Genomic DNA, 19,473 nt, shown 5'->3' on the forward strand with positions numbered 1-19,473 from the left:
GCGCGCCGCCCATGCATCTGATCCGAATCGACACGGTCTCCCTCGACGAAGGCGAAGCCGCCATCGATCTGGGCCAGGCGCCCGGCGACATCGTGTTCCTGTCCTTCACCGATTCCGACCTCTCCGGCATGGCCGGCGCGCATGCGGCCGAGCGGGAGGCGGCGGCACGGGACCCGTCGGCAGTCGACGTCCCGACGCTCCGCCTCGCCAAACTGGCGCGGCTGCGCCATCCGATGTCCGTCGATCTCTACGTAGACAACGTGATCGCGCGGTCGAAATTCGTGGTCATCCGCTGCCTCGGTGGCCTCGATTACTGGCGCTACGGCGTCGAGCGCGCCGCCGCTGCGGCTCGCGCGAACGGCGTGAAGCTCGCCGTGATTCCGGGCTGCGACAAGCCCGATCCCCGCCTCACCGCCTTCTCGACGGTGGCTCCCGAACTGGTGGAGACACTCGAGGGCTATTGCCGCGCGGGCGGGTCCGACAACCTGCGCCGGATGATCCGGCGCCTCTCCCGCGAGATCGGGAACGCGGTCGAAGCGCTGCCGCCGGTCGCCCTGCCGCGCGGCTTCGCCTGGTGTCCGGGTTGCGGACCGGTCGCACACGAGACCGCCCTCGCCGCAGCTGGGCAGAACCGCCCCCTCGCGCTGATCCTGGTCTATCGCTCAGCTGTGCTCGGCGGCGACACCCGGCCGGTGGCCGAACTCATCAGCGCGTTGGGTGAGCGCGGCATCGGAGCCGCCACCCTCGCGGTCGCAAGCCTCAAGGACGCGCTCGCCCTCGATGCCGTGCGGGAGGCTCTGGCCGCGCGCAGCCCGGACATCGTCATCGCGGCGACGGCCTTCTCCGCGCGGGAGGATGCCGGCTTCGTCCTGGATGGGGCTGATGCGCCCATCCTCCAGGCCTATACGATCGGGGCCGCGCGGGAGGCCTGGGAGGCCTCGGCGCGAGGGATGAACGCCGCCGACCTCGCCATGCAGGTGGCGCTTCCCGAATTCGACGGCCGGCTTTCCGGCTTCCCGATCTCGTTCAAGGAGGACGGGCCGGAACTCGATGGGTTCAGCGAGCGCCGCGCCGTTCCCTTCCCGGCCGGCATCGCGGCCCTGGCCGACCGCGCCTCCGCCTGGGTGGCGCTGAAACACCGGCCGCGTGCAGCGCGTCGCCTCGCTCTGGTCCTGTCCGACTACCCCGCCCGGGGCGGCCGGGCCGGCTTCGCCGTGGGGCTCGACACGCCGGCGAGTGCGGGGACCATCGCGGAGACGCTGCGGCAGGCCGGTTATGCGGTAGGCCACCTGCCGGAGCCGGACGCTCTGATGCACGCGCTCACGAAGGAGGGGCCGACCTTCGCGGTATCGCTCGCGGCCTATCGCGACTGGCTCACCACCCTGTCACCGGACGAGCGCGACACGCTCGATCGACGGTGGGGCAAGCCGGAAGCCGACCCGGTCTGCATCGACGGGGCGTTCCGCTTCCCGATGGTGCTCGACAGTTCTCCGTCCGACGCTCGACCTCATCCTGAGGCGCCGCGTCAGCGGCCTCGAAGGAAACCTCCAGTCTCCGTAAAGGGTCCTGGAGGCCTCCTTCGAGGCCAGCGCTATGCGCTGGCACCTCAGGATGAGGTCGGTGGTGGGGACGACCAAGAACGAAGCGCCGGTCTCGCCGTCTTCCTTCAGCCCGACCGTGGCCGGGCCGCGGATCGCAAGGCCGGCTATCACGACCCCGACGAGCCGCCGACCCATGCCTATCTCGCCTTCCATCTCGGATTGCGGGAAGGGTTCGACGCCCTGATCCATCTCGGCACCCACGGCACCACCGAATGGTTGCCGGGCAAGGCGGTGGCCCTGTCGCCGGCCTGCTGGCCGGCGCGGGCGATCGGGCATCTGCCCGTGATCTACCCCTTCATCGTCGACGATCCCGGCGAGGCGGCCCCCGTGAAACGCCGGCTCGGCGGCATCGCCCTTGGCCACCTCACGCCCCAGACCGAATGCGCCGGCCTGACCCCGGAGGCCGCACGGCTGCGTGAACTCGTGGAGGAATATTCCTCGGCCAGTGTGCTCGATCCGCGGCGGGCCGAGATCATCGCCCGCGCGATCCTCGACGATGCGGCCGATGCCGGCCTTCTCTCGGGCGCCGGGATCGACGCCGACACTCCCATGGCCGACGCGCTCACCGCCCTCGACGCGCATCTGTGCGACCTCGGTGAGGTCACTACCCGCGACGGGCTCCACGTGTTCGGATCGGCACCGGACGACGCGCCGGCCCCTGTGAGAGCCTGCGCGGCCGCCGAGCGCGAGGGACTGCTCGCGGCCCTCGACGGACGCTTCGTTCCCCCAGGCCCCGCCGGTTCGCCCTCTCGCGGGCGGACCGACGTGATGCCCACGGGGCGCAACCTCACTACGCTGGATCCGCGCAGCCTGCCGACGCGGGCCGCCACGCTGCTCGGCTCGAAAGCCGCCGATGCGGTGGTCCGGCGCTACCTGCAGGACGAGGGCGACTACCCGGCCCGCATCGTCATGGATCTCTGGGCCTCTCCGACCCTCCGCACCGGCGGCGAGGACGTGGCGCATGCTCTCGCGCTCATGGGCGTGCGCCCGACCTGGGACCATGCCTCGACCCGCGTCACCGGATTCGAGGTGATGCCGCTCGCCCTCCTCGACCGGCCGCGCATCGACGTGACCCTGCGTATCTCGGGCGCGTTTCGCGACACCTTTCCCGAAACCCTCTCCCTCCTCGCCCGCGCGGCATCTGCCGTCGCCGAGCGCGACGAGGAGGACGACGAGAACCCCCTTGCCGCCGCGCGCCGCCGGGGCGAGGCTCCCGCCCGTGTCTACGGCGCAGCACCCGGCCGCTACGGCGCGGGCGCCGGCGAACTCGCCCTCGACGGGGCTTGGCAAAGCCGCGCCGATCTGGGCCAAGCCTATCTCGACGCCACCTCGCACGCCTATGGCGGGACCGAGGACATGGCCGATGCGGGCTTCGCCACCCGCGTCGCGCAGGCCGACGCCTATGTCCACGCCTTCGATGTCGCCGAACGGGACCTCCTCGACGGTGACGCCGCGGCCGATGCCATGGGAGGGTTCTCCGCCGCCGCCGCGCTCGGCGGGCGCGCTCCGGCACTCTACAGCCTCGACGTTGCCGACCCGGAAAAGCCCAAGGCACGCACCGCCCGCGAGGATGCGGCGCGCCTCATCCGGGCCAAACTCGCGAACCCGCGCTGGATCGCGGCGCAGCTGCGCCACGGCTATCGCGGTGCCCAGGAACTGGCACAGGGGATCGATGCGGTCTTCGTCCTCGCCGCCGCCACGGACGCCATCCCGGACGCCGATCTCGACCGGCTCTACGGGGCGATGATCGCCGATCTCGATACGTTCGATGCCCTGCGCGCGGCCAATCCCGATGCCGCCCGCGCCATCCTCGAACGGTTCGACGAAGCGCGCCGGCGCGGCCTCTGGACCACCCGCCGCAACGCCATGGCGGCCGACGAGCTGATGCCGGAGGCGGCCGAATGAGCGCGCCGCGCCGCGTCTCTCCGGAGCCTGCACGCCGGGGCTGGTGCCCGAGCCTCGCCCGGCCGATGCCGACAGGGGATGGGCTGCTTGCCCGCGTGCATCCACCACTGGGCATCCTTACGCCGGCGCAGGCGCGGGCGGTGGCGGAAGGCGCGCGCCGCTTCGGCAACGGCCATATCGACGTGACGGCGCGGGCTAATTTGCAGGTCCGGGGCGTCACCGAGGCTACCCGCTGCGGCCTAGCGGAGGCCCTCGGCGCGGCCGCGCTCGACGATGTACGTAGCGACGGTGGGCCACAGCGGCTCACCCTGACCGCGCCGCTCGCCGGCCTCGAAGCGACGGCCATCGACATTCCGACCCTGGCCGGGGCGATCGAGGCCATCGGGTTGGCGATCCCGGGCCTGCCGCCCAAGGCGCTGGTCGCCGTCGAGGCGGCGGAGTGCGGCGCCTGCCTCGGCGGGGCCCAGCCGGATTGCCATCTCATCGCCACGGCGGAGGGCTTGGCGTTGCAGCTCGGAGGCGACGCGGCTTGGTGGCATGTCCCGGCCGACGGCGTGCATTCTGTCCTCGACGCCGCCTTGCGCCGGCTCGCCGGGAGCGGTCAGCGCCGGATGCGGGATCTATCCTCTTTGGAAAGGAGCGGCCTGGCGCTCGGCCTCGGCCTGCGCTCCGCAACGCCTCCTCCTGGCGCATCGCTGCCGCGTCCTGGCCTACTTGCCCTGAACTCACATCTTCCCATCGCTCGCGGGGAGCACGTGTCCCACCCTAGCGAAGCTTCGCCCGTCGGCATCCTGCTCGACGCGCCCTTCGGCCGCTGCACGGCGGACGCCCTGGATTCCCTCGCCGATGCAACCGAAATTCTCGGCATGGAGCCCCTGCGGCTCTCGCCGACGAGGGGGTTTCTGCTCGTTGCCCCCAACGCGGCGGCGGCGGAGGCGGTGCGACCCATCCTCGCGGCGGCAGGCTTCTTGACGGAGCCGGACGATCCGAGGCGGGCGGTTGCCGCCTGTCCGGGAGCGCCGGCCTGCGCTTCCGGCTCGACGACGACGCTTATCGACGCGGCACGGCTGGCCAACGCTTTCGAGGCTTTCTCGGCGCGAGGCCTGTCGGCCCATGTCTCCGGCTGCGCCAAGGGCTGTGCCCATCCTGCCGCCGCCTCGCTCACCCTGGTCGGACGCAATGGCCTCTATGGCATCGTCCTCGACGGCCGGCCCGATGCATTGCCGGCGACCCTCCTCACTTTCGACGCGGCGCTGGAGCGCGTAAGGAGGGCCGATCCGGCCTATCCCGACACCCTCGCCCACGCTTTCAGGACATCCCCATGAGTTCGCGCCTCGACTATCTGCGCGACGGACAGGCGATCTACGCCCGATCCTTCGCCATGATCCGCGCCGAGGCCGACCTCGCCCGCTTCTCCGGCACCGCCGAACGCGTCGTCGTGCGGATGATCCATGCCTGCGGCATGACCGACCTGCCCAAGGACGTGGAAGCCTCCGAGGATTTCGCCGCCAGCGGCGAGGCCGCGCTCAAAGCCGGAGCACCGATCCTGTGCGATGTGCGCATGGTCGCCGACGGTGTCACCCGCTCGCGCCTTCCCGCCGACAACCGGGTGATCTGCACCCTGACCGACCCTCGCGTGCCCGGCCTCGCCGCCGAGATGAACACGACCCGCACGGCCGCCGCCATGGAACTCTGGCGCGAGCATCTTCCCGGCAGCATCGTCGCCGTCGGCAACGCGCCGACCGCCCTGTTCCGGCTGCTCGAACTGCTCGATGAAGGCGTCGCCCCGCCGGCGGCGGTCATCGGCATCCCGGTGGGCTTCGTGGGTGCCGCCGAATCGAAGGAGGCCCTTGCCCGCGACGGTCGGGTGCCCTTCATCGTCGTTCATGGAAGGCGCGGCGGCAGCGCCATGACCGCCTCCGCGATCAACGCCCTCGCCAACGAGATCGAGTGATGGATTCGAGCGAGCGGCTTCCCCCCGCCGAGCCAGCGGACGTCACCGAGATCCCGCGACAGGTCACCACCGGCACGCTCTACGGCGTCGGGATGGGGCCGGGCGACCCGGATTATCTCACCGTCCGCGCCATGAAGCTCCTGGCCGAGGCGCCGGTCCTGGTGCATTTCTGCAAGAAGGGCCGGCGCGGCAATTCCCGCACTATCGCCGACGCGGTGATGCGCGATCCGGCCCGCGAGATGCCCCTGGTCTATCCCTACACCACCGAGCTTCCGCCCGAGCATGGCGAGTACGTCTCCGCCCTCGCGTCCTTCTACGACGATGCGGCGACGCGGATCGCCGACCATCTCAGGGCCGGGCGCGACGTCGCGATCCTGTCGGAGGGCGACCCGTTCTTCTACGGCTCGTTCATGCATCTGTGGCGGCGCCTGAAGGACCGTTTCCCGGTGGAAGTCGTACCCGGCGTCACCGGCATGTCCGGCTGCTGGACCAGGGCCGGAACCCCGATCACCTGGGGCGACGACGTGCTGACCATTCTGCCCGCGACGCTGGGCCATGACGCCCTGGTGGAGCGCCTGCGCATCACCGACGCCGCCGTCATCATGAAGCTCGGCCGCCACCTGCCGAAGGTGCGCCGTGCTTTGGCCGAGACCGGCCTCCTCGACCGCGCGGTCTATGTGGAACGCGGCACCATGGCCGGCGAGAAAGTGATCGCGCTGGCCGAGAAGCCGGACGACGACGCCCCCTATTTCTCGATGGTCCTGGTCCCCGGCGAGGGGCGCCGCCCGTGACCGGCTCCGTCACGGTCGTCGGCCTCGGGCCGGGCGATCCACGTCTCCTCACCCAGGCGGCGAGCGAGGCCCTGGCGCAGGCGCAGGACCTCATCGGCTACATCCCCTACGTCGCCCGTGTGCCCGATCGTCCGGGGCTGACGAAACACGCCACCGACAACCGCGTCGAGATCGACCGTGCCGGCCATGCGCTCCGGCTCGCCGCTTCCGGCCGCCGGGTCGCTGTGGTGTCCGGCGGCGATCCAGGGGTCTTCGCCATGGCGGCGGCTATCTTCGAGGCGGTGGAGACCGGCGACCCGGCCTGGCGCCACCTCGCCATCACGGTCGAGCCCGGTATCACGGCGATGCTGGCCGCCGCCGCCCGCCTCGGTGCGCCCCTCGGCGGCGATTTCTGCGCGATGTCGCTGTCCGACAACCTCAAGCCCTGGGAGGTCATCACCGCGCGGCTCGAGGCGGTGCTGCGGGCCGATTTCGTGATCTCGCTCTACAACCCGATCTCGTCGGCCCGACCCTGGCAGCTCGGGGCTGCCCTCGGTCTGGCGGCCGAGCACCGCGCACCGGAGACGCCGGTCATCTTCGCCCGCGCGGTCTCCCGCCCGGACGAGGCGATCCGGATCCTCACCCTGGCGCAGGCGCGTGAGACCAAGGCGGATATGGCGACGATGGTGATCATCGGCGCTTCCAGCACCCGGCTGATCCCACGCGGTGACGCGACGCCCTTCGTCTACACCCCGCGCAGCGTGCCGGCGTGAGGGCGGGACGTCGGCCACACGGAGACCCTCCCCCCTTTGCGGGGGAGGGTGCCTGCGGAGCAGGCGGGAGAGGGTGCGACCTCTCCGGAAATGGATTTCCCCTCATCCGACCCGCTACGCGGGCCACCTTCCCCCGCGGAGGGGGGAAGGAGATGCGCGCCAAAGGTCGCTCAGGCTTCCAGGCGCTCCCGCAGCCACGCCAACGCACCCTCGGCATCCGGCACGCTGTCGACATCCGGCTTATCGGGCGGGCGTACGATCACCACTGGCACGTCGAGCGCGCGGGCGGCGGCGATCTTGCCGTAGGTGGCGGGACCGCCGGAATTCTTGGTGACCAAGACCTCGATTTGCCGCTCCGCGAGGAAGGCTGCTTCGGCCGCCTCGTCGAACGGACCGCGCGCGGCGATCTCGGTGAGGCGCGGCACGGGCAGAGCATCGCCGATCGGTTCAATGGCGCGGACCACGTAATCGTGCTGCGGAGCAGTCGCGAAGGCGCCGACTTCGAGACGGCCGATCGTCAGGAACACCCGCCGGGGCATCTCGCCGATGGCGAGAGCGGCCTCCGCCATGGTCTCGACCTCGGTCCAGCGATCCCCATGAATACGCTCCCAGGCCGGGCGACGGATGGCGAGGAGCGCCACACCGGTCCGCTCGCAGGCGAGCGCCGCGTTGCGGCCGATCCGCGCCGCGAACGGATGCGTGGCGTCGATTACCGCCTCTATCCGGTTCTCGGCGATCCACGCGGCCAGGCCCTCGGGTCCGCCGAAACCGCCGATGCGGGTGGGGACCGGTTCGCGCTTCGGCGCGCTGGTACGGCCGGCAAGCGACAAGGTCGCATCGATCCTCGGATCGAGTCCCTTCACCAGAGCGCTCGCCTCGGTGGTGCCGCCGAGGATCAGAACTCGCATCGTCGTTCGTTCGCCCGCCATGGTTCCGAAAGGACGCCTTCTCCATGAGCGACGCTTCGCTGTCGAGCGTTCCACCCTGGCTCACCATCATCGGGATCGGCGAGGACGGGCGCGCGGGCCTGAGCCCCGCCGCCGCAGCCGCCCTCGACGGGGCGGAGGTGGTCTATGGCGGAGCCCGCCATTTCTCCCTCGGTGCACCGCTGAGGGGTGAGACGCGGGTCTGGCCGCGCCCGATCTCCGACGCTTATCCCGGCCTCCTCGCTCGGCGCGGACGGCCCACCTGCATTCTCGCTACCGGCGACCCGTTCCATTTCGGCATCGGCGCAGAGATCGCGCGGCTGCTGCCTGCGGCCGAGATGTGTGTGTTCCCCCACCCCTCAGCCTTCAGCCTCGCGGCGGCGCGCCTCGGCTGGCCGCTCGCCGAGACCACCTGCATCACCCTGCACGGGCGGGCATTGGAGCGGATCGTACCTCATCTCCAGCCCGGCGCCCGCCTCCTCACCCTGACCTGGGACGAGACGACGCCGGAGGCAGTCGCCACCCTACTTACGGAGCGTGGTTTCGGCGCCTCTGGCCTCGTCGTTCTCGAGGCCATGGGCGGCCCGCGTGAGCGCCGCCTCGAAGCAAGGGCCGATGCGTTCTCCCTCACCGGGATCGATCCGCTCAACACCCTGGCGGTAGAGGTCGTAGCCGATGCCGATGCACGCGTCGTCAGCCTGAGCCCCGGCCTCGACGATGCCTGGTTCGAGAATGACGGCCAGCTCACCAAAGCCGATATTCGCGCCGTGACCCTCGCCGCCCTGCGCCCCCGCGCCGGCCAACGCCTCTGGGACATCGGCGCCGGAGCCGGCTCCATCTCCATCGAGTGGATGCTGCGCGGTTCCAGCCTGCGCTCGCTGGCCATCGAGGCGAACCCGGCCCGTGCGGCGCGGATCGCCCGCAACGCCGCCCGCCTCGGTGTACCGGACCTACGCGTGGTCGAGGGCGAGGCGCCCGCCGCCCTGGAAGGGCTCGAGCGGCCGGACGCGATCTTCATCGGCGGCGGCGTAGCGCGGCTTGGCGTGCTCGACCACGCCGTCGACGCCCTCAGGCCCGGGGGCCGGCTGGTCGCCAACGTCGTCACCCTTGAGGGCGAGGCGGTCCTGCTTGGCGCCTTCGCCCGTCTCGGCGGACAGCTGAAGCGGCTATCGGTGGCCCATGCCGACCCGGTCGGCCATCTCCACGGCTGGCGCGCCGCAATGCCGGTGACGCAATGGGTGTGGACGAAGCGGTGACGGGCGGCTTGGCGATGCACCGGTTCTCCCCTCTCCCCGCCGGGCGGGGAGAGGATCGCGGGCACCTCGTCGTGTCCGCGATGAGCGGAGGCGAAGCCGAAGCGAGGGTGAGGGGGTATCGCCGGATAAGCCTCATCCGCTGTCGCCCCCTCACCCTCGGCTGCCGTCTCGACGTGCTCCCCGACAAGGGGGAGACACGTCCCTCTCCCCGCGAGCGGGGCGAGGGGAAATCTTTGCCCGCCGAACGTATTGAGCTTGATCACACCGAGAAAGAAGCGTTTGGGCCTCGAATGCTTGTCGCCGGCATCGGCTTCCGGCACGGGGCCATGCCCGACGAGATCGTCGCCCTGATCCACCGCGCGCTTGCCGAAAGCGGCCATGAGCCGGACCGGCTCGGCGCGATCGCCACCGCTGAAGACCGCGCGAATGAACCGTCGATCGTCGAGGCCGCCGCTGTGTTCGGCCTCGCGCCCGTCGGACTATCACCCGCCGAGATGATCGCAGTCGATGCGCGTGTACCCACCCGCTCGGGCCGGATCGAGGCGAGCCGGGGGGTCGGATCGGTGGCGGAAGCCGCCGCTTTGGCCGTGGCCGGCGAGGGCGGAACCCTCATTCTGCCGCGCATCGCGTCACCAGCGGTGACATGCGCCCTTGCGCTTCCCGCGTATTTCGCCACTCAAGCGGGATGACCGTACATTTCATCGGCGCCGGCCCCGGTGCGGCCGACCTCATCACGATCCGCGGGCGCGATCTCATCGCGCGCTGCCCCGTCTGCCTCTATGCCGGTTCGCTGGTGGCGCCGGAAATCCTGTCCTGGTGCCCGTCCGACGCCCGCATCGTCGACACCGCCCCCCTCGACCTCGACGCGATCGTGGCCGAGATCACCGCCGCGCACGAAGCCGGGCAAGATGTGGCGCGGCTGCATTCGGGCGACCTCTCGATCTGGAGCGCGCTGGCCGAACAGACCCGCCGCCTCGACCGGCTCGGCATTCCCTACACGGTGACACCGGGCGTGCCGTCTTTCGCCGCCGCCGCCGCCCTGCTCCGGCGCGAACTCACCGTGCCGGGCCTAGCCCAGTCGGTGGTCCTCACCCGGACCTCCGGCCGCGCCAGCGCCATGCCTGAGCGCGAAACGCTCCAAGCCTTCGCCGCCACCGGCGCGACCCTGGCCCTGCACCTCTCCATCCACGTGATCGAGACCGTGGTGACCGAGCTCGTGCCGTTCTACGGGGCGGATTGCGCCGCCGCCGTGGTGTTCCGGGCCACTTGGCCGGACGAACGCGTCATCTCAGGTACCCTCGCCACCATCGCGGAGGATGTTCGCGCCGCCGGTCTCGAGCGGACGGCGCTGATCCTCGTCGGCCCGGCCCTCGCGGCCAGCGAGTTCCGCGAGAGCGCGCTCTACTCCACCGATTACGACCGGCGCTTCCGTCCCACGGGGCAGCCGGCCCCCGGAGTCGAGTCATGACGAAGACGGACCGATCGCATCCGCCCGGCCTACTCGTTGCCGCCCCACGGTCGAGCTCGGGCAAGACCACCGTGACGCTGGCATTGATGCGGGCGCTCGCCCGGCGCGGCCTCGCCGTGCGCGGCGCCAAATGCGGGCCGGACTATATCGACCCGGCCTTTCACCAGGCCGCCACGGGCTATCCCAGCGTCAATCTCGACAGCTTCGCCATGCCGGATGCCATGCTCGATTCGGTGGCGGCGATGGCGGGCCATGGCGCTGATATCGTCATCGCCGAAGGCTCCATGGGCTTGTTCGACGGCATCGTCGCCAGCGAAGGCCGAACCGGAGCCAATGCCGACATCGCCGTCCGCTACGGCTGGCCGGTGCTCCTCGTCGTGGACGTCTCGGGGGCCGCCCAATCGGCCGCCGCCGTGGCACTCGGCTGCGCCCGCTACGATCCCCGCATCCGCATCGCCGGCGTCGTGCTGAACAAGGTCGCCAGCGCCCGCCATCGGCGTCTGGTCGAGGCCGGACTCGCGCGGGTCGGCATCCCGATCCTCGGAGTGCTCATGCGCGACGCGACCCTCGCCCTGCCCGAGCGTCATCTCGGTCTGGTGCAGGCCCGCGAAACGGGAGACCTCGCCGCGCGGCTCGACCGCCTCGCCGATCTGGCGGAGGCGAGCCTCGATCTCGACGCCATCTTCGCAGCCGCGTCGGGACGCCTGCCGGACGTGTCGGATGCCGTCCTGCCCCCTCCCCCGGGACAGCGCATCGCCATCGCGTCGGATGAGGCCTTCTCGTTCCTCTATCCGCATATGGAGGCGGGCTGGCGCGCCGCCGGCGCCGAACTGGTCGCCTTCTCACCCCTCGCCGACGAGGCCCCCCCGGAGAGCTGCGACGCCTGCTGGCTACCGGGCGGATATCCTGAGCTTCATGCCGGGAAACTGGCAGCGGCGGGCCGGTTCCTGAACGGCCTCCGGAGCTTTGCCGAACACAATCCCGTCCATGGCGAGTGCGGCGGCTACATGGTCCTCGGACGCAGCCTGGAAGACGCGGCCGGCGTCACGCATACGATGGCGGATCTGCTTCCGGTCGCGACCTCCTACAAGGTGCGGCGACTGCATCTGGGCTACCGAGTGGCGACGCTCGTCGGCGACGGCGCCCTCGGAAGAGCGGGTTCACGCCTCGTTGGCCACGAGTTTCACTATGCGAGCGAGCTCACACCTCCACCGGGCGAAGACATCGCCTTAGCGGCGGTGACCGACGCGGAAGGCGTTTCGCAAGGGATGGCCGGCCACCGATGCGGTCGCGTGTCCGGAAGTTTCTTCCATCTCATTGGATGATGTAAAAACGTTCAAACAGCTACGGGGAGCTCTGAACGTTTTCCCATCTTTGCTGCGGTCCGGACGAGTGCCAGAACATCACGCCGAAGCTGGTCGTCCTCAATGGACGCGTAGGCTTGAAGAAGCTCGATCGCCCCATGAGCGCTCAGGAAGCCGAACACTTCGGATTGCGTTCCGCCCGCATCGTCTTCCTCGAAGAACGCCGAGACCGGAACCTCCAGAAGGCGGGAAATCTCGCGGAGACGCCCGGCACCGACCCGGTTCTGCCCCTTTTCGTACTTCTGGACCTGTTGGAACGTTACGCCAACGGCGGTTCCGAGCGCGGTCTGGCTCAGGCCACGGGCCTTACGCAAGGCGGTGATTCGCAACCCAACTAGGCGGTCGACGTCGGTGGTTTGCTTGGGCATCATCACTCGTTTCAGTGCTCAATACGGTCTTGGCCGGCTGTTTCGATCCCCAACCAAGTCGCCATCTGCCACGCGACTCATTCGGAAGGGTTAAGGGTCACACGAATGTGAGTCTATCATCTTCACGGTCCGCCCCCGGAGGGCCGGCAATGTCCTGGAACATCCAAAGAACACCATCGGTACGATAGGATCAAGCATGCGCGAAAACAGCTTGACCACAAATGAGGCAAGGATGGCAAGAGTGACCGCAAATTTGCCCATGCAAACGACGGTCGCCCAGTGAAGCCCCGATGCAAACGAAATGAATCCGCTCTTCTAACTCATAATGCTAATGACGCAAAAAACACTATTTCGATGAAAATTAATCGTTTTCATATTATTTTTTAATCCGCCTCATAAGGCCTAGGATAACCCCCAGGCGGCCGGTCGACCCTCGGACTGGCCTGACGAAGAAGGTTCTCGATGTTCATCGCTATGAATCGATTCAAGGTCGTCCCCGACGCAACGGAAGAATTCGAACAGGTCTGGCTCGGTCGTGATAGCCAACTTGGCGAAATGGAAGGCTTCGTAGAGTTCCAGCTGCTTCGCGGCCCAGCCTATGAAGACCATGTCCTTTATGCGTCCCATACCGTCTGGGCCTCCAAATCGGCTTTTGAAGCCTGGACCCGGTCAGAGCAGTTTCGAAAGGCGCATAGCCGGGCACCCTCGACGAAACCTCTCTATCTCGGCCATCCCCAATTCGAGGGCTTCGAGCCCATCCAGACCTTGGCCAAGACGGAGGACGGATCCTCGTCCCGGACACATCCCGAAACCGTCGCCTGATCGCCCTTCCTCGCTGCTGCATCCTCCGGCTCACGCGGTCTGAAGTATATGGTGCACCAGCACGCGACGGGTAGGTCCGCCAGACCTTGCATGCACCTCCTTCGCTTGGCCAAGGTAAAGCTGCACCGCGCGGCAGGCGCTGCAATCGCCTGCCGGCCCATCTGTATCGGCGGCAATCCGCTTGCGGGGCTGCGCGAGTTGGTCCTGCCGTCGACAAAGCGGTCTTCCGGCTTCGCAGGATGAGTTTTTTACTTGGAAGCCGCCGTTCAGGTCGATGAGACCACCCAAATGCCGGATCGGCGCGAGGGAAATATCGAGGCCGAGCAAGCCTCGGTCGCACGACCATTCCTCAAGTGACGGCCCCTCCGGGCGAGGCGGCAGTTCCGGCACGACGCCACCGGGTCCGAGCTTTGCGGACCTGGCAGAGATAAGGTTGGCCGGACCGGATACTGACCCGTTCTGGCACAATCCTGGTCTCCCTTCGGTACACGGCGTCCCAGATGTTCCAGCAACGTCTTCCCGAAATCTACGAGAGCCTGCCCTCGGCTCAGAGCGCCCGGCGTGATGCCTGGGCGGCGGTCCTTCCGCGACGGTGGGGAGGTACGCTCCGGTTCGGCCTGTCCATGGCGTTAGCCGCCTCCGACCTCGCAGCGATCATCGTCACCGCCTATCTCGTGGAGGCGATCTACTACGAGTTCGCGTTCGACCAGCAGATCACCACGGGAATGACCGGGAGCTTCCAGCTGGGGGCCCTGGTGGCCGTCTTCGTACTTCTGACCAATCTCGTTCGCGACGAGTACAGGATCGAGACCCAGCTCACCCAAGGCCCCCATCGCCGCCGCATGGCGAGCCTCTGGCTGGCCGCCTGGGCGATCGTTCTCGTCGTCGGCTTCGCGACCAAGACCACGACCGAGTTCTCGCGCGCCACGGCCATCGGTTTCTTCCTGGCCGGTCTGCCGGCCCTCTACCTGTCCCGTCTCGTCGTCGTGGGCCTGATCCGGCAGACCACGAGCCCGAGTTCGCCGTCGATCAATCGCATCCATCTCGTCGGCTTCGAAGATGACATCGCCAGCTTCCACGCCAATAACGACGCAGAAGCCCTGAACCTGCGTGTGGTCGGAACCAGCTACCTGCGGCGGGTCGATCCACGCGAGGACGCCTCGGTGCGCCAGAGCCAGATGGCGGAGGATCTCGACCTCGCGGTGTCGGTAGTGCGCTTCCTGCGGCCCGACGACGTCTTCATCCTGGTTCCCTGGACGGATGCGGCGGATATCGAGCGTTGCACCGAGGCGTTCCTGCGCGTGCCGGCCGCCCTCCACCTACGTCCCGGCTCGGTGATGGACCGTTTCCCTGATCTCAAGCTCGCGCGGGTCGGGCGGCTGTCGGGCATCAATATCGGGCGCCGGCCGCTCAGCTTCACCGAGATCGCTTTGAAGCGCGGCCTCGACATGGTCCTCGCCGCCATCGCGCTGCTCCTGCTCGCACCGCTGCTGGCGTCCATTGCCCTGCTGATCAAGCTCGACAGCCCCGGGCCGGTCTTCTTCCGCCAGCGCCGTTACGGCTTCAACCAGCAGGCGTTCGGCGTGTTCAAGTTCCGCAGTATGAAGACGGAGCAGAACGCCGTCTTCCGACAGGCGACCCGCCACGATTCACGAATCACCCGGATCGGCGCCATCCTTCGCCGGACGAACCTCGATGAATTGCCCCAGCTCATCAATGTCCTGATGGGGGAGATGTCCCTGGTGGGTCCGCGTCCTCACGCCCTCGCCCACGATCGCAGCTTCGAGCGGCGGATCGCCCAATATGCCCGTCGCCACAACGTGATGCCCGGCATCACCGGCTGGGCACAGGTGAACGGTCTGCGCGGCGAGACCCTGACCGATCTCGACATGGAGCGGCGTGTGAACCACGACCTGCATTACATCGACAATTGGTCGGTCTGGCTCGACATCCAGATCATGATCCAGACGGTCGTCTCGCGCAGGGCCTATCGCAACGCCCGCTGAGCCCCATGCATCGGGTCGCTATCGGCTCGGCGCACGACCGGAGCAGGAACCGCACTCGCCCTCGACTTCGAGAATCCGGCTCGAGGGCTTGAAGCCGGCTTTCGCCAAAGTCCTGTCGAGCTGGTCGTCCACTTCCGGCGAGGTCGTCTCGTCGATGCTGCCGCAGGTCCGGCAGATCAGGAAGACGAGCCCGGCACCGTCCCCGTGCTGATGGCCGCAGGAGACGAAAGCGTTGCGGCTGGCGATGCGGTGGACGAGGCCGTTCTCGGTGAGAAAATCGAGGGCACGGTACACCGAGACCGCGGCGACCCGGCGCCCCTGCCCGCTGAGACGCTCCGCGATGTCATAGGCGCCGAGCGGCTTCGCCTCGGACGCCACCGCCTCGAGGACGTCCCGCCGCAGCCGCGTGAATTGCAGGTCGCGCTCGGCGCAGAGACGCTCCGCCCGTGCGAGCGTGTCTGTGGCATTGCCGCAGCAGGCGGCATGCTCGTGGACGGCACTATGGTCGTGCACGCCATCCTCCCCTGATCGCCGGTCGATATGGTCCGGCACGTTGAACTTATGCGATGTTACAGTGTATCAGCACCAGAGATAGTTCGCCGCCCCCGTTCGGACAAATCTGGCCCTTTCCTGGTACCCGAACCGCTGTGACGCGTCCTCCCCAGATCAAACCCTCCCCCCGTCGTTCCCTGTTCCAGGCCGGGGCCGCCTCGCGACTGGTCCTCGCCGCGATCCTGTCCGGGCTGGTCTGGGGGGCGATCGTCTGGGCCATGGGATAACGATGACACACGCCCCCGCTCCGCCCGGCGCCATCGCCTTGCGTGGTTTGACGCTCGGCTACGATCGCCATCCCGCCGTGCATCATCTGGACGGGATTATTCCCGCCGGAGCCCTTCTCGCGCTTGTCGGTCCCAACGGCGCGGGAAAATCGACCCTGCTCAAGGGGATCGTCGGTGAAATCCGCTGCCTCGACGGACGGATCGACCGCCCCGGTGGTGCCGATGCCATCGCCTACCTGCCCCAGGCCGGCGAGATCGACCGCAGCTTTCCGTTGAGCGTCCTCGATCTGGTGGCGATGGGACGCTGGCGGCGCCTCGGCTTCTGGCGCAGCGCGCTCCCTGACCGCCGGACGCTGGTCAGCGCCCTCTCGGCCGTGGGCCTCCTAGGCTTCGAGGATCGGCTGATCGGAACCCTGTCGGGCGGCCAGTTCCAGCGCGCCCTGTTCGCGCGGCTCATCGTCCAAGACGCTCGCATCATCCTCCTCGACGAGCCGTTCACCGGGATCGACGGGCGCACCACGACCGATCTGATCGGCCTGATCCGCGGGTGGCACGGGGAGGGCCGCACCATCGTCGCGGCCCTGCACGACTTGCATCAGGTCAAGGCACATTTTTCGACGACGCTGCTACTGGCCCGCGAGCCGGTGGCCTGGGGCGAGACCGGAACGGTGCTGACCCGGGAGAACCTCGCGCGCGCGCAGGCCCTGTCCGAGGCCTGGGACGAGGACGCCGCCATATGCGGGCGCGGCGACGGGCATCACCACGCACCACCCCCTTCCGAAGGCGGGGACCTGCATGATCACTCTCACGATCATCCCCATGGTCACGCGCACGATCATCGTCACGACCACGGACACGCCGCGTGATCGATCTCCTGTTCGGTCCCTTCATCGAGTTCGGCTTCATGCGCCGGGCGTTGGCCGGCTGCTTCGCCCTCTCGCTCTCGGCCCCGCCGGTGGGGGTCTTTCTCATGCTGCGGCGCATGAGCCTGATGAGCGACGCCATGAGCCATGCGATCCTGCCCGGCGCCGCGGTCGGTTTCCTCGTCGCCGGCCTGTCCCTGCCGGCCATGACCATCGGGGGCCTCGCCGCCGGTCTGTTCGTGGCACTGCTCGCCGGCATCGTCACCCGGACGACCTCGATCAAGGAAGATGCGAGTCTCGCCGCCTTCTACCTGATCTCCCTGGCGGCCGGCGTGCTGCTCGTCTCTCTGCGCGGATCGCAGATCGATCTCCTGCACATCCTGTTCGGGACGGTCCTGGCCCTCGACGATCCGGCGCTCATGCTCCTCGGCGGGATCGCCACGGTGACGCTGTTCGCCCTCGCCGCGCTCTACCGCCCCCTCGTCATGGAATGTGTCGACCCGCTGTTCCTGCGCACGGTGAGCCGTGCCGGGGGCCCGGTGCATTACGCCTTCCTCGGCCTCGTGGTGATGAACCTCGTGGGGGGCTTCCAGGCCCTCGGGACGCTGCTCGCGGTGGGACTGATGCTGCTGCCGGCGATCACCGCGCGGTTCTGGGCGGCCGACCTGTCGGGCCTGATCCCCATGGCGATGGTGGTGGCGATGGTGTCGAGCTTTGCCGGACTCACCGCCTCGTATCGCGCCGACCTGCCCACAGGGCCTGCGATCGTGCTGGCGGCGGGAAGTCTCTACCTCGTCTCGCTCCTGTTCGGACCGAGGGGCGGCCTCGTCTGGCGCCTGTTCAAGCCGCGCCACCTCGAAGGCTAGCAACGGACCTCCCTGATCCCAACCGTGGGTCGGGGTCAGGGATACCTGGTCAAAGTCTACACGCTGAAGAGGCTCATGAGGCCCGAGACGATAGCGTAGACGAAGCCGGCGTTCAGAAGCACGCCGACGGCACCGACGCCGAGACCCATGACGACCAGCAGGCCATCCCGCTCGACGAGGCCGAGGCCGACGAGGCAAATGGCCAGACCGAGGGGGATCTGTCCCACAAGAGGCGCTGCCACGACCAGCGCCAGGGACAGGGTGAGAAGGATCAGCCCCACCGTCCGCATGCCGAGCCCGGTCTCGAACAGGCTCATGCGCGGACGCGACCAGCGTTCCAGGCGCCGCAGCAGCGGCACCGCGCGCTTGGCGGCACGCTCAACGTCGCTCCGGGCGATCGAGCGGCTCAGGAGGGCGCGGGGCAGCCAAGGCGACGACATCCCCGCCGTGATCTGAACGGCCACGAGCAACAGCAGCAGGCCGCAGACCAGGGGGATCGGAGGCGGCATCGGCAGGCAATTTGGCAGGCCGAGGATGACGATGAGCAGGGCGAAGGCACGGTCCTTCAGCACCGCGACGATGTCGCCGATGGTCAAGCGATCCGTCTCCTGTGCCGCGAGCACCGTGAGAACTTCGGACGTTCGAGCAGCTGATGACAAGAAACTCGGCCTTTGGCGACGGTCCTGCCGCGGGCTCTATCCTAGTCCCCGCCCGACGCCAACCGAATCAGCTTTGACCTCCATGCGGCATCGCGGGTCCACCATTGCCGATACGGACGGAACATACCAGCAGATCGAACACGGACGCCACACAACCTAAAATCAAGCAAACACATCCTGAAGTTTTATCAAATAGAACAAAAGCAAAACGGCGCCTGTTCCCGAATCGCATTGGGCGGTCTATACGCACGACCCACAGTCCAATATTCACGAACCAGTACAACTTCTCATAGGATGTCGTACATTTGTCCTCCGGTAATACGGAGCGAGAAGGGACGTGGGACGACCGGCCAGATCGACGAGACGGTCACTGCATTCGGCTCATCCGATACTCATGTGCTGCGCCGCACTCTGCTGTGGCCTCGTCTCGAACCCGGCTCAATCGGAAGAGGGCTCGATCTCGGCACTGATCTTCGGCAGCCTTGATGCCGGAGCATCCCCCTTCATCACGGCGGGCGCGAAGATCACGTTCGACGGGCGCGATCGGGACGGTTTCGCTATCCTCGCGAGCGGCGGCGCAGGGGCGAGGGCCGAACGCGGCCCGACGATACGGGGCATTTCCACGGATCAGACGCGCCTTACGGCGCTCGGAGCTGTGCTCGCCGGATACCAATGGTTCCGCGATTGGGGCGTGGTCGCCGCTTTCGCTGGTCCGGAGGGAAGCATCGAAGTGGAGCGGAACGTCGTCGGCACGCTGGTTCTGCCCGACCGCTACGGCATCAGGCTGCACGGGGAGGTCTGGGCGCGGCCGACGCAAACCAGTCTTCTCACCGCCACTGCGATCCTCGGCTCGACGCGCCAGAGCGCCTGGGGCCGGCTCGCCTGGGGTCATGGCCTGTGGGGGACCTATCTCGGCCCGGAGGCTACCTTCTATCTGGATGGAAGCGGCTACTCGAAGTTCGGGATCGGTGTCCACGCCACCGACTTTCGCATCGGCGACGTGAGTTTCCGCGCCTCGCTCGGCTACCAGACCGAAACCGATGGCGGGGGAAGCCCCTATGTCACCCTGGCCGTCTGGCAGCCCTGGTGAGTT

Annotated in this window: 19 protein-coding genes; 15 read left to right on the top strand and 4 right to left on the bottom strand. The window is 68.4% G+C overall.

The window, feature by feature from the left end; genetic code table 11:
* The first annotated feature begins 11 nt into the window (after positions 1-11).
* The 5 genes from cobN to cobJ are packed head-to-tail and all read left to right on the top strand — an operon-like array spanning position 12 to position 7,003.
* A complete protein-coding gene (gene cobN / locus RQI43_RS03530) occupies positions 12-3,506 on the top strand; it encodes a cobaltochelatase subunit CobN (protein ID WP_311274224.1) in 3,495 nt (1,164 codons plus the stop codon).
* Complete coding sequence (locus RQI43_RS03535; protein WP_311274225.1) at positions 3,503-4,831, top strand: hypothetical protein; 1,329 nt, start codon at positions 3,503-3,505, stop codon at positions 4,829-4,831. Before cobN ends, RQI43_RS03535 begins: the two co-directional genes overlap by 4 nt.
* Complete coding sequence (locus RQI43_RS03540) at positions 4,828-5,460, top strand: precorrin-8X methylmutase (protein ID WP_056254407.1); 633 nt, start codon at positions 4,828-4,830, stop codon at positions 5,458-5,460. Before RQI43_RS03535 ends, RQI43_RS03540 begins: the two co-directional genes overlap by 4 nt.
* Positions 5,460-6,251: a precorrin-2 C(20)-methyltransferase gene (locus RQI43_RS03545; protein WP_311274226.1), complete on the top strand. Its 792-nt coding sequence runs from the start codon at positions 5,460-5,462 to the stop codon at positions 6,249-6,251. The genes RQI43_RS03540 and RQI43_RS03545 overlap by 1 nt, the downstream gene beginning before the upstream one ends.
* Positions 6,248-7,003, top strand: coding sequence for a precorrin-3B C(17)-methyltransferase (gene cobJ / locus RQI43_RS03550; protein WP_311274227.1), 756 nt, complete (start codon positions 6,248-6,250; stop codon positions 7,001-7,003). The genes RQI43_RS03545 and cobJ overlap by 4 nt, the downstream gene beginning before the upstream one ends.
* 170 nt (positions 7,004-7,173) lie before the next feature.
* Here the strand turns inward: cobJ and RQI43_RS03555 are convergent, their stop codons facing one another.
* Positions 7,174-7,911: a cobalt-precorrin-6A reductase gene (locus tag RQI43_RS03555; protein WP_311274228.1), complete on the bottom strand. Its 738-nt coding sequence runs from the start codon at positions 7,909-7,911 to the stop codon at positions 7,174-7,176.
* Between the two features lie 44 nt (positions 7,912-7,955).
* On the opposite strand from RQI43_RS03555, the gene cbiE reads away from it, so the two are divergent.
* From cbiE to RQI43_RS03575, 4 genes are all read left to right on the top strand, one after another.
* Positions 7,956-9,185, top strand: coding sequence for a precorrin-6y C5,15-methyltransferase (decarboxylating) subunit CbiE (gene cbiE / locus RQI43_RS03560; RefSeq protein WP_311274229.1), 1,230 nt, complete (start codon positions 7,956-7,958; stop codon positions 9,183-9,185).
* A gap of 290 nt (positions 9,186-9,475) precedes the next feature.
* Positions 9,476-9,874: a cobalamin biosynthesis protein gene (locus RQI43_RS03565; protein ID WP_311274230.1), complete on the top strand. Its 399-nt coding sequence runs from the start codon at positions 9,476-9,478 to the stop codon at positions 9,872-9,874.
* A complete protein-coding gene (cobM, locus tag RQI43_RS03570; protein ID WP_311274231.1) occupies positions 9,871-10,653 on the top strand; it encodes a precorrin-4 C(11)-methyltransferase in 783 nt (260 codons plus the stop codon). The genes RQI43_RS03565 and cobM overlap by 4 nt, the downstream gene beginning before the upstream one ends.
* A complete protein-coding gene (locus RQI43_RS03575; RefSeq protein ID WP_311274232.1) occupies positions 10,650-11,978 on the top strand; it encodes a cobyrinate a,c-diamide synthase in 1,329 nt (442 codons plus the stop codon). The genes cobM and RQI43_RS03575 overlap by 4 nt, the downstream gene beginning before the upstream one ends.
* A gap of 11 nt (positions 11,979-11,989) precedes the next feature.
* On the opposite strand, the gene RQI43_RS03580 is transcribed toward RQI43_RS03575, so the two are convergent.
* Positions 11,990-12,388, bottom strand: coding sequence for a helix-turn-helix domain-containing protein (locus RQI43_RS03580; RefSeq protein ID WP_056431861.1), 399 nt, complete (start codon positions 12,386-12,388; stop codon positions 11,990-11,992).
* Positions 12,389-12,847: 459 nt separating this feature from the next.
* On the opposite strand from RQI43_RS03580, the gene RQI43_RS03585 reads away from it, so the two are divergent.
* Positions 12,848-13,207 carry an antibiotic biosynthesis monooxygenase gene (locus tag RQI43_RS03585; protein WP_056431858.1) on the top strand — a complete coding sequence of 120 codons (360 nt, stop codon included), beginning with the start codon at positions 12,848-12,850 and terminating at the stop codon, positions 13,205-13,207.
* Positions 13,208-13,707: 500 nt separating this feature from the next.
* Positions 13,708-15,213 carry an exopolysaccharide biosynthesis polyprenyl glycosylphosphotransferase gene (locus RQI43_RS03590; protein ID WP_246747704.1) on the top strand — a complete coding sequence of 502 codons (1,506 nt, stop codon included), beginning with the start codon at positions 13,708-13,710 and terminating at the stop codon, positions 15,211-15,213.
* A gap of 18 nt (positions 15,214-15,231) precedes the next feature.
* Here RQI43_RS03590 and RQI43_RS03595 read toward each other — a convergent pair whose 3' ends face one another.
* On the bottom strand, positions 15,232-15,726 hold the full coding sequence (locus tag RQI43_RS03595; protein ID WP_311274233.1) for a Fur family transcriptional regulator: 495 nt from the start codon (positions 15,724-15,726) through the stop codon (positions 15,232-15,234).
* 134 nt (positions 15,727-15,860) lie between these two features.
* Here RQI43_RS03595 and RQI43_RS03600 point away from each other — a divergent pair, with 134 nt between their 5' ends.
* From RQI43_RS03600 to RQI43_RS03610, 3 genes are read left to right on the top strand one after another with little or no spacing between them, the layout of a single operon-like run.
* On the top strand, positions 15,861-15,992 hold the full coding sequence (locus RQI43_RS03600) for a hypothetical protein (protein WP_280136573.1): 132 nt from the start codon (positions 15,861-15,863) through the stop codon (positions 15,990-15,992).
* Between the two features lie 2 nt (positions 15,993-15,994).
* A complete protein-coding gene (locus RQI43_RS03605) occupies positions 15,995-16,858 on the top strand; it encodes an ATP-binding cassette domain-containing protein (protein WP_311274234.1) in 864 nt (287 codons plus the stop codon).
* Positions 16,859-16,896: 38 nt separating this feature from the next.
* Positions 16,897-17,721 carry a metal ABC transporter permease gene (locus RQI43_RS03610; protein ID WP_311274346.1) on the top strand — a complete coding sequence of 275 codons (825 nt, stop codon included), beginning with the start codon at positions 16,897-16,899 and terminating at the stop codon, positions 17,719-17,721.
* Between the two features lie 56 nt (positions 17,722-17,777).
* Here RQI43_RS03610 and RQI43_RS03615 read toward each other — a convergent pair whose 3' ends face one another.
* A complete protein-coding gene (locus RQI43_RS03615; protein ID WP_311274235.1) occupies positions 17,778-18,380 on the bottom strand; it encodes an exopolysaccharide biosynthesis protein in 603 nt (200 codons plus the stop codon).
* A gap of 394 nt (positions 18,381-18,774) precedes the next feature.
* On the opposite strand from RQI43_RS03615, the gene bcsS reads away from it, so the two are divergent.
* On the top strand, positions 18,775-19,470 hold the full coding sequence (bcsS, locus tag RQI43_RS03620) for a cellulose biosynthesis protein BcsS (RefSeq protein WP_311274236.1): 696 nt from the start codon (positions 18,775-18,777) through the stop codon (positions 19,468-19,470).
* The last annotated feature ends 3 nt before the right edge of the window (positions 19,471-19,473 follow it).

Origin of the sequence: Methylobacterium sp. WCS2018Hpa-22, assembly GCF_031843785.1 — a bacterium.
In the GTDB taxonomy this organism is placed as follows: Bacteria; Pseudomonadota; Alphaproteobacteria; order Rhizobiales; family Beijerinckiaceae; genus Methylobacterium.

What these genes read in the sequence shown, in the direction of transcription:
- RQI43_RS03605 (WP_311274234.1), top strand. Translation starts at nt 15,995, where the DNA reads ATGACACACGCCCCCGCTCCGCCCGGCGCCATCGCCTTGCGTGGTTTG.
- RQI43_RS03540 (WP_056254407.1), top strand. Translation starts at nt 4,828, where the DNA reads ATGAGTTCGCGCCTCGACTATCTGCGCGACGGACAGGCGATCTACGCC.
- RQI43_RS03580 (WP_056431861.1), bottom strand. Translation starts at nt 12,388, where the DNA reads ATGATGCCCAAGCAAACCACCGACGTCGACCGCCTAGTTGGGTTGCGA.
- RQI43_RS03575 (WP_311274232.1), top strand. Translation starts at nt 10,650, where the DNA reads ATGACGAAGACGGACCGATCGCATCCGCCCGGCCTACTCGTTGCCGCC.
- cbiE (WP_311274229.1), top strand. Translation starts at nt 7,956, where the DNA reads ATGAGCGACGCTTCGCTGTCGAGCGTTCCACCCTGGCTCACCATCATC.
- RQI43_RS03610 (WP_311274346.1), top strand. Translation starts at nt 16,897, where the DNA reads ATGCGCCGGGCGTTGGCCGGCTGCTTCGCCCTCTCGCTCTCGGCCCCG.
- bcsS (WP_311274236.1), top strand. Translation starts at nt 18,775, where the DNA reads ATGTGCTGCGCCGCACTCTGCTGTGGCCTCGTCTCGAACCCGGCTCAA.
- RQI43_RS03585 (WP_056431858.1), top strand. Translation starts at nt 12,848, where the DNA reads ATGTTCATCGCTATGAATCGATTCAAGGTCGTCCCCGACGCAACGGAA.
- RQI43_RS03545 (WP_311274226.1), top strand. Translation starts at nt 5,460, where the DNA reads ATGGATTCGAGCGAGCGGCTTCCCCCCGCCGAGCCAGCGGACGTCACC.
- RQI43_RS03555 (WP_311274228.1), bottom strand. Translation starts at nt 7,911, where the DNA reads ATGCGAGTTCTGATCCTCGGCGGCACCACCGAGGCGAGCGCTCTGGTG.
- cobN (WP_311274224.1), top strand. Translation starts at nt 12, where the DNA reads ATGCATCTGATCCGAATCGACACGGTCTCCCTCGACGAAGGCGAAGCC.
- RQI43_RS03565 (WP_311274230.1), top strand. Translation starts at nt 9,476, where the DNA reads ATGCTTGTCGCCGGCATCGGCTTCCGGCACGGGGCCATGCCCGACGAG.
- RQI43_RS03590 (WP_246747704.1), top strand. Translation starts at nt 13,708, where the DNA reads ATGTTCCAGCAACGTCTTCCCGAAATCTACGAGAGCCTGCCCTCGGCT.
- cobM (WP_311274231.1), top strand. Translation starts at nt 9,871, where the DNA reads ATGACCGTACATTTCATCGGCGCCGGCCCCGGTGCGGCCGACCTCATC.
- RQI43_RS03535 (WP_311274225.1), top strand. Translation starts at nt 3,503, where the DNA reads ATGAGCGCGCCGCGCCGCGTCTCTCCGGAGCCTGCACGCCGGGGCTGG.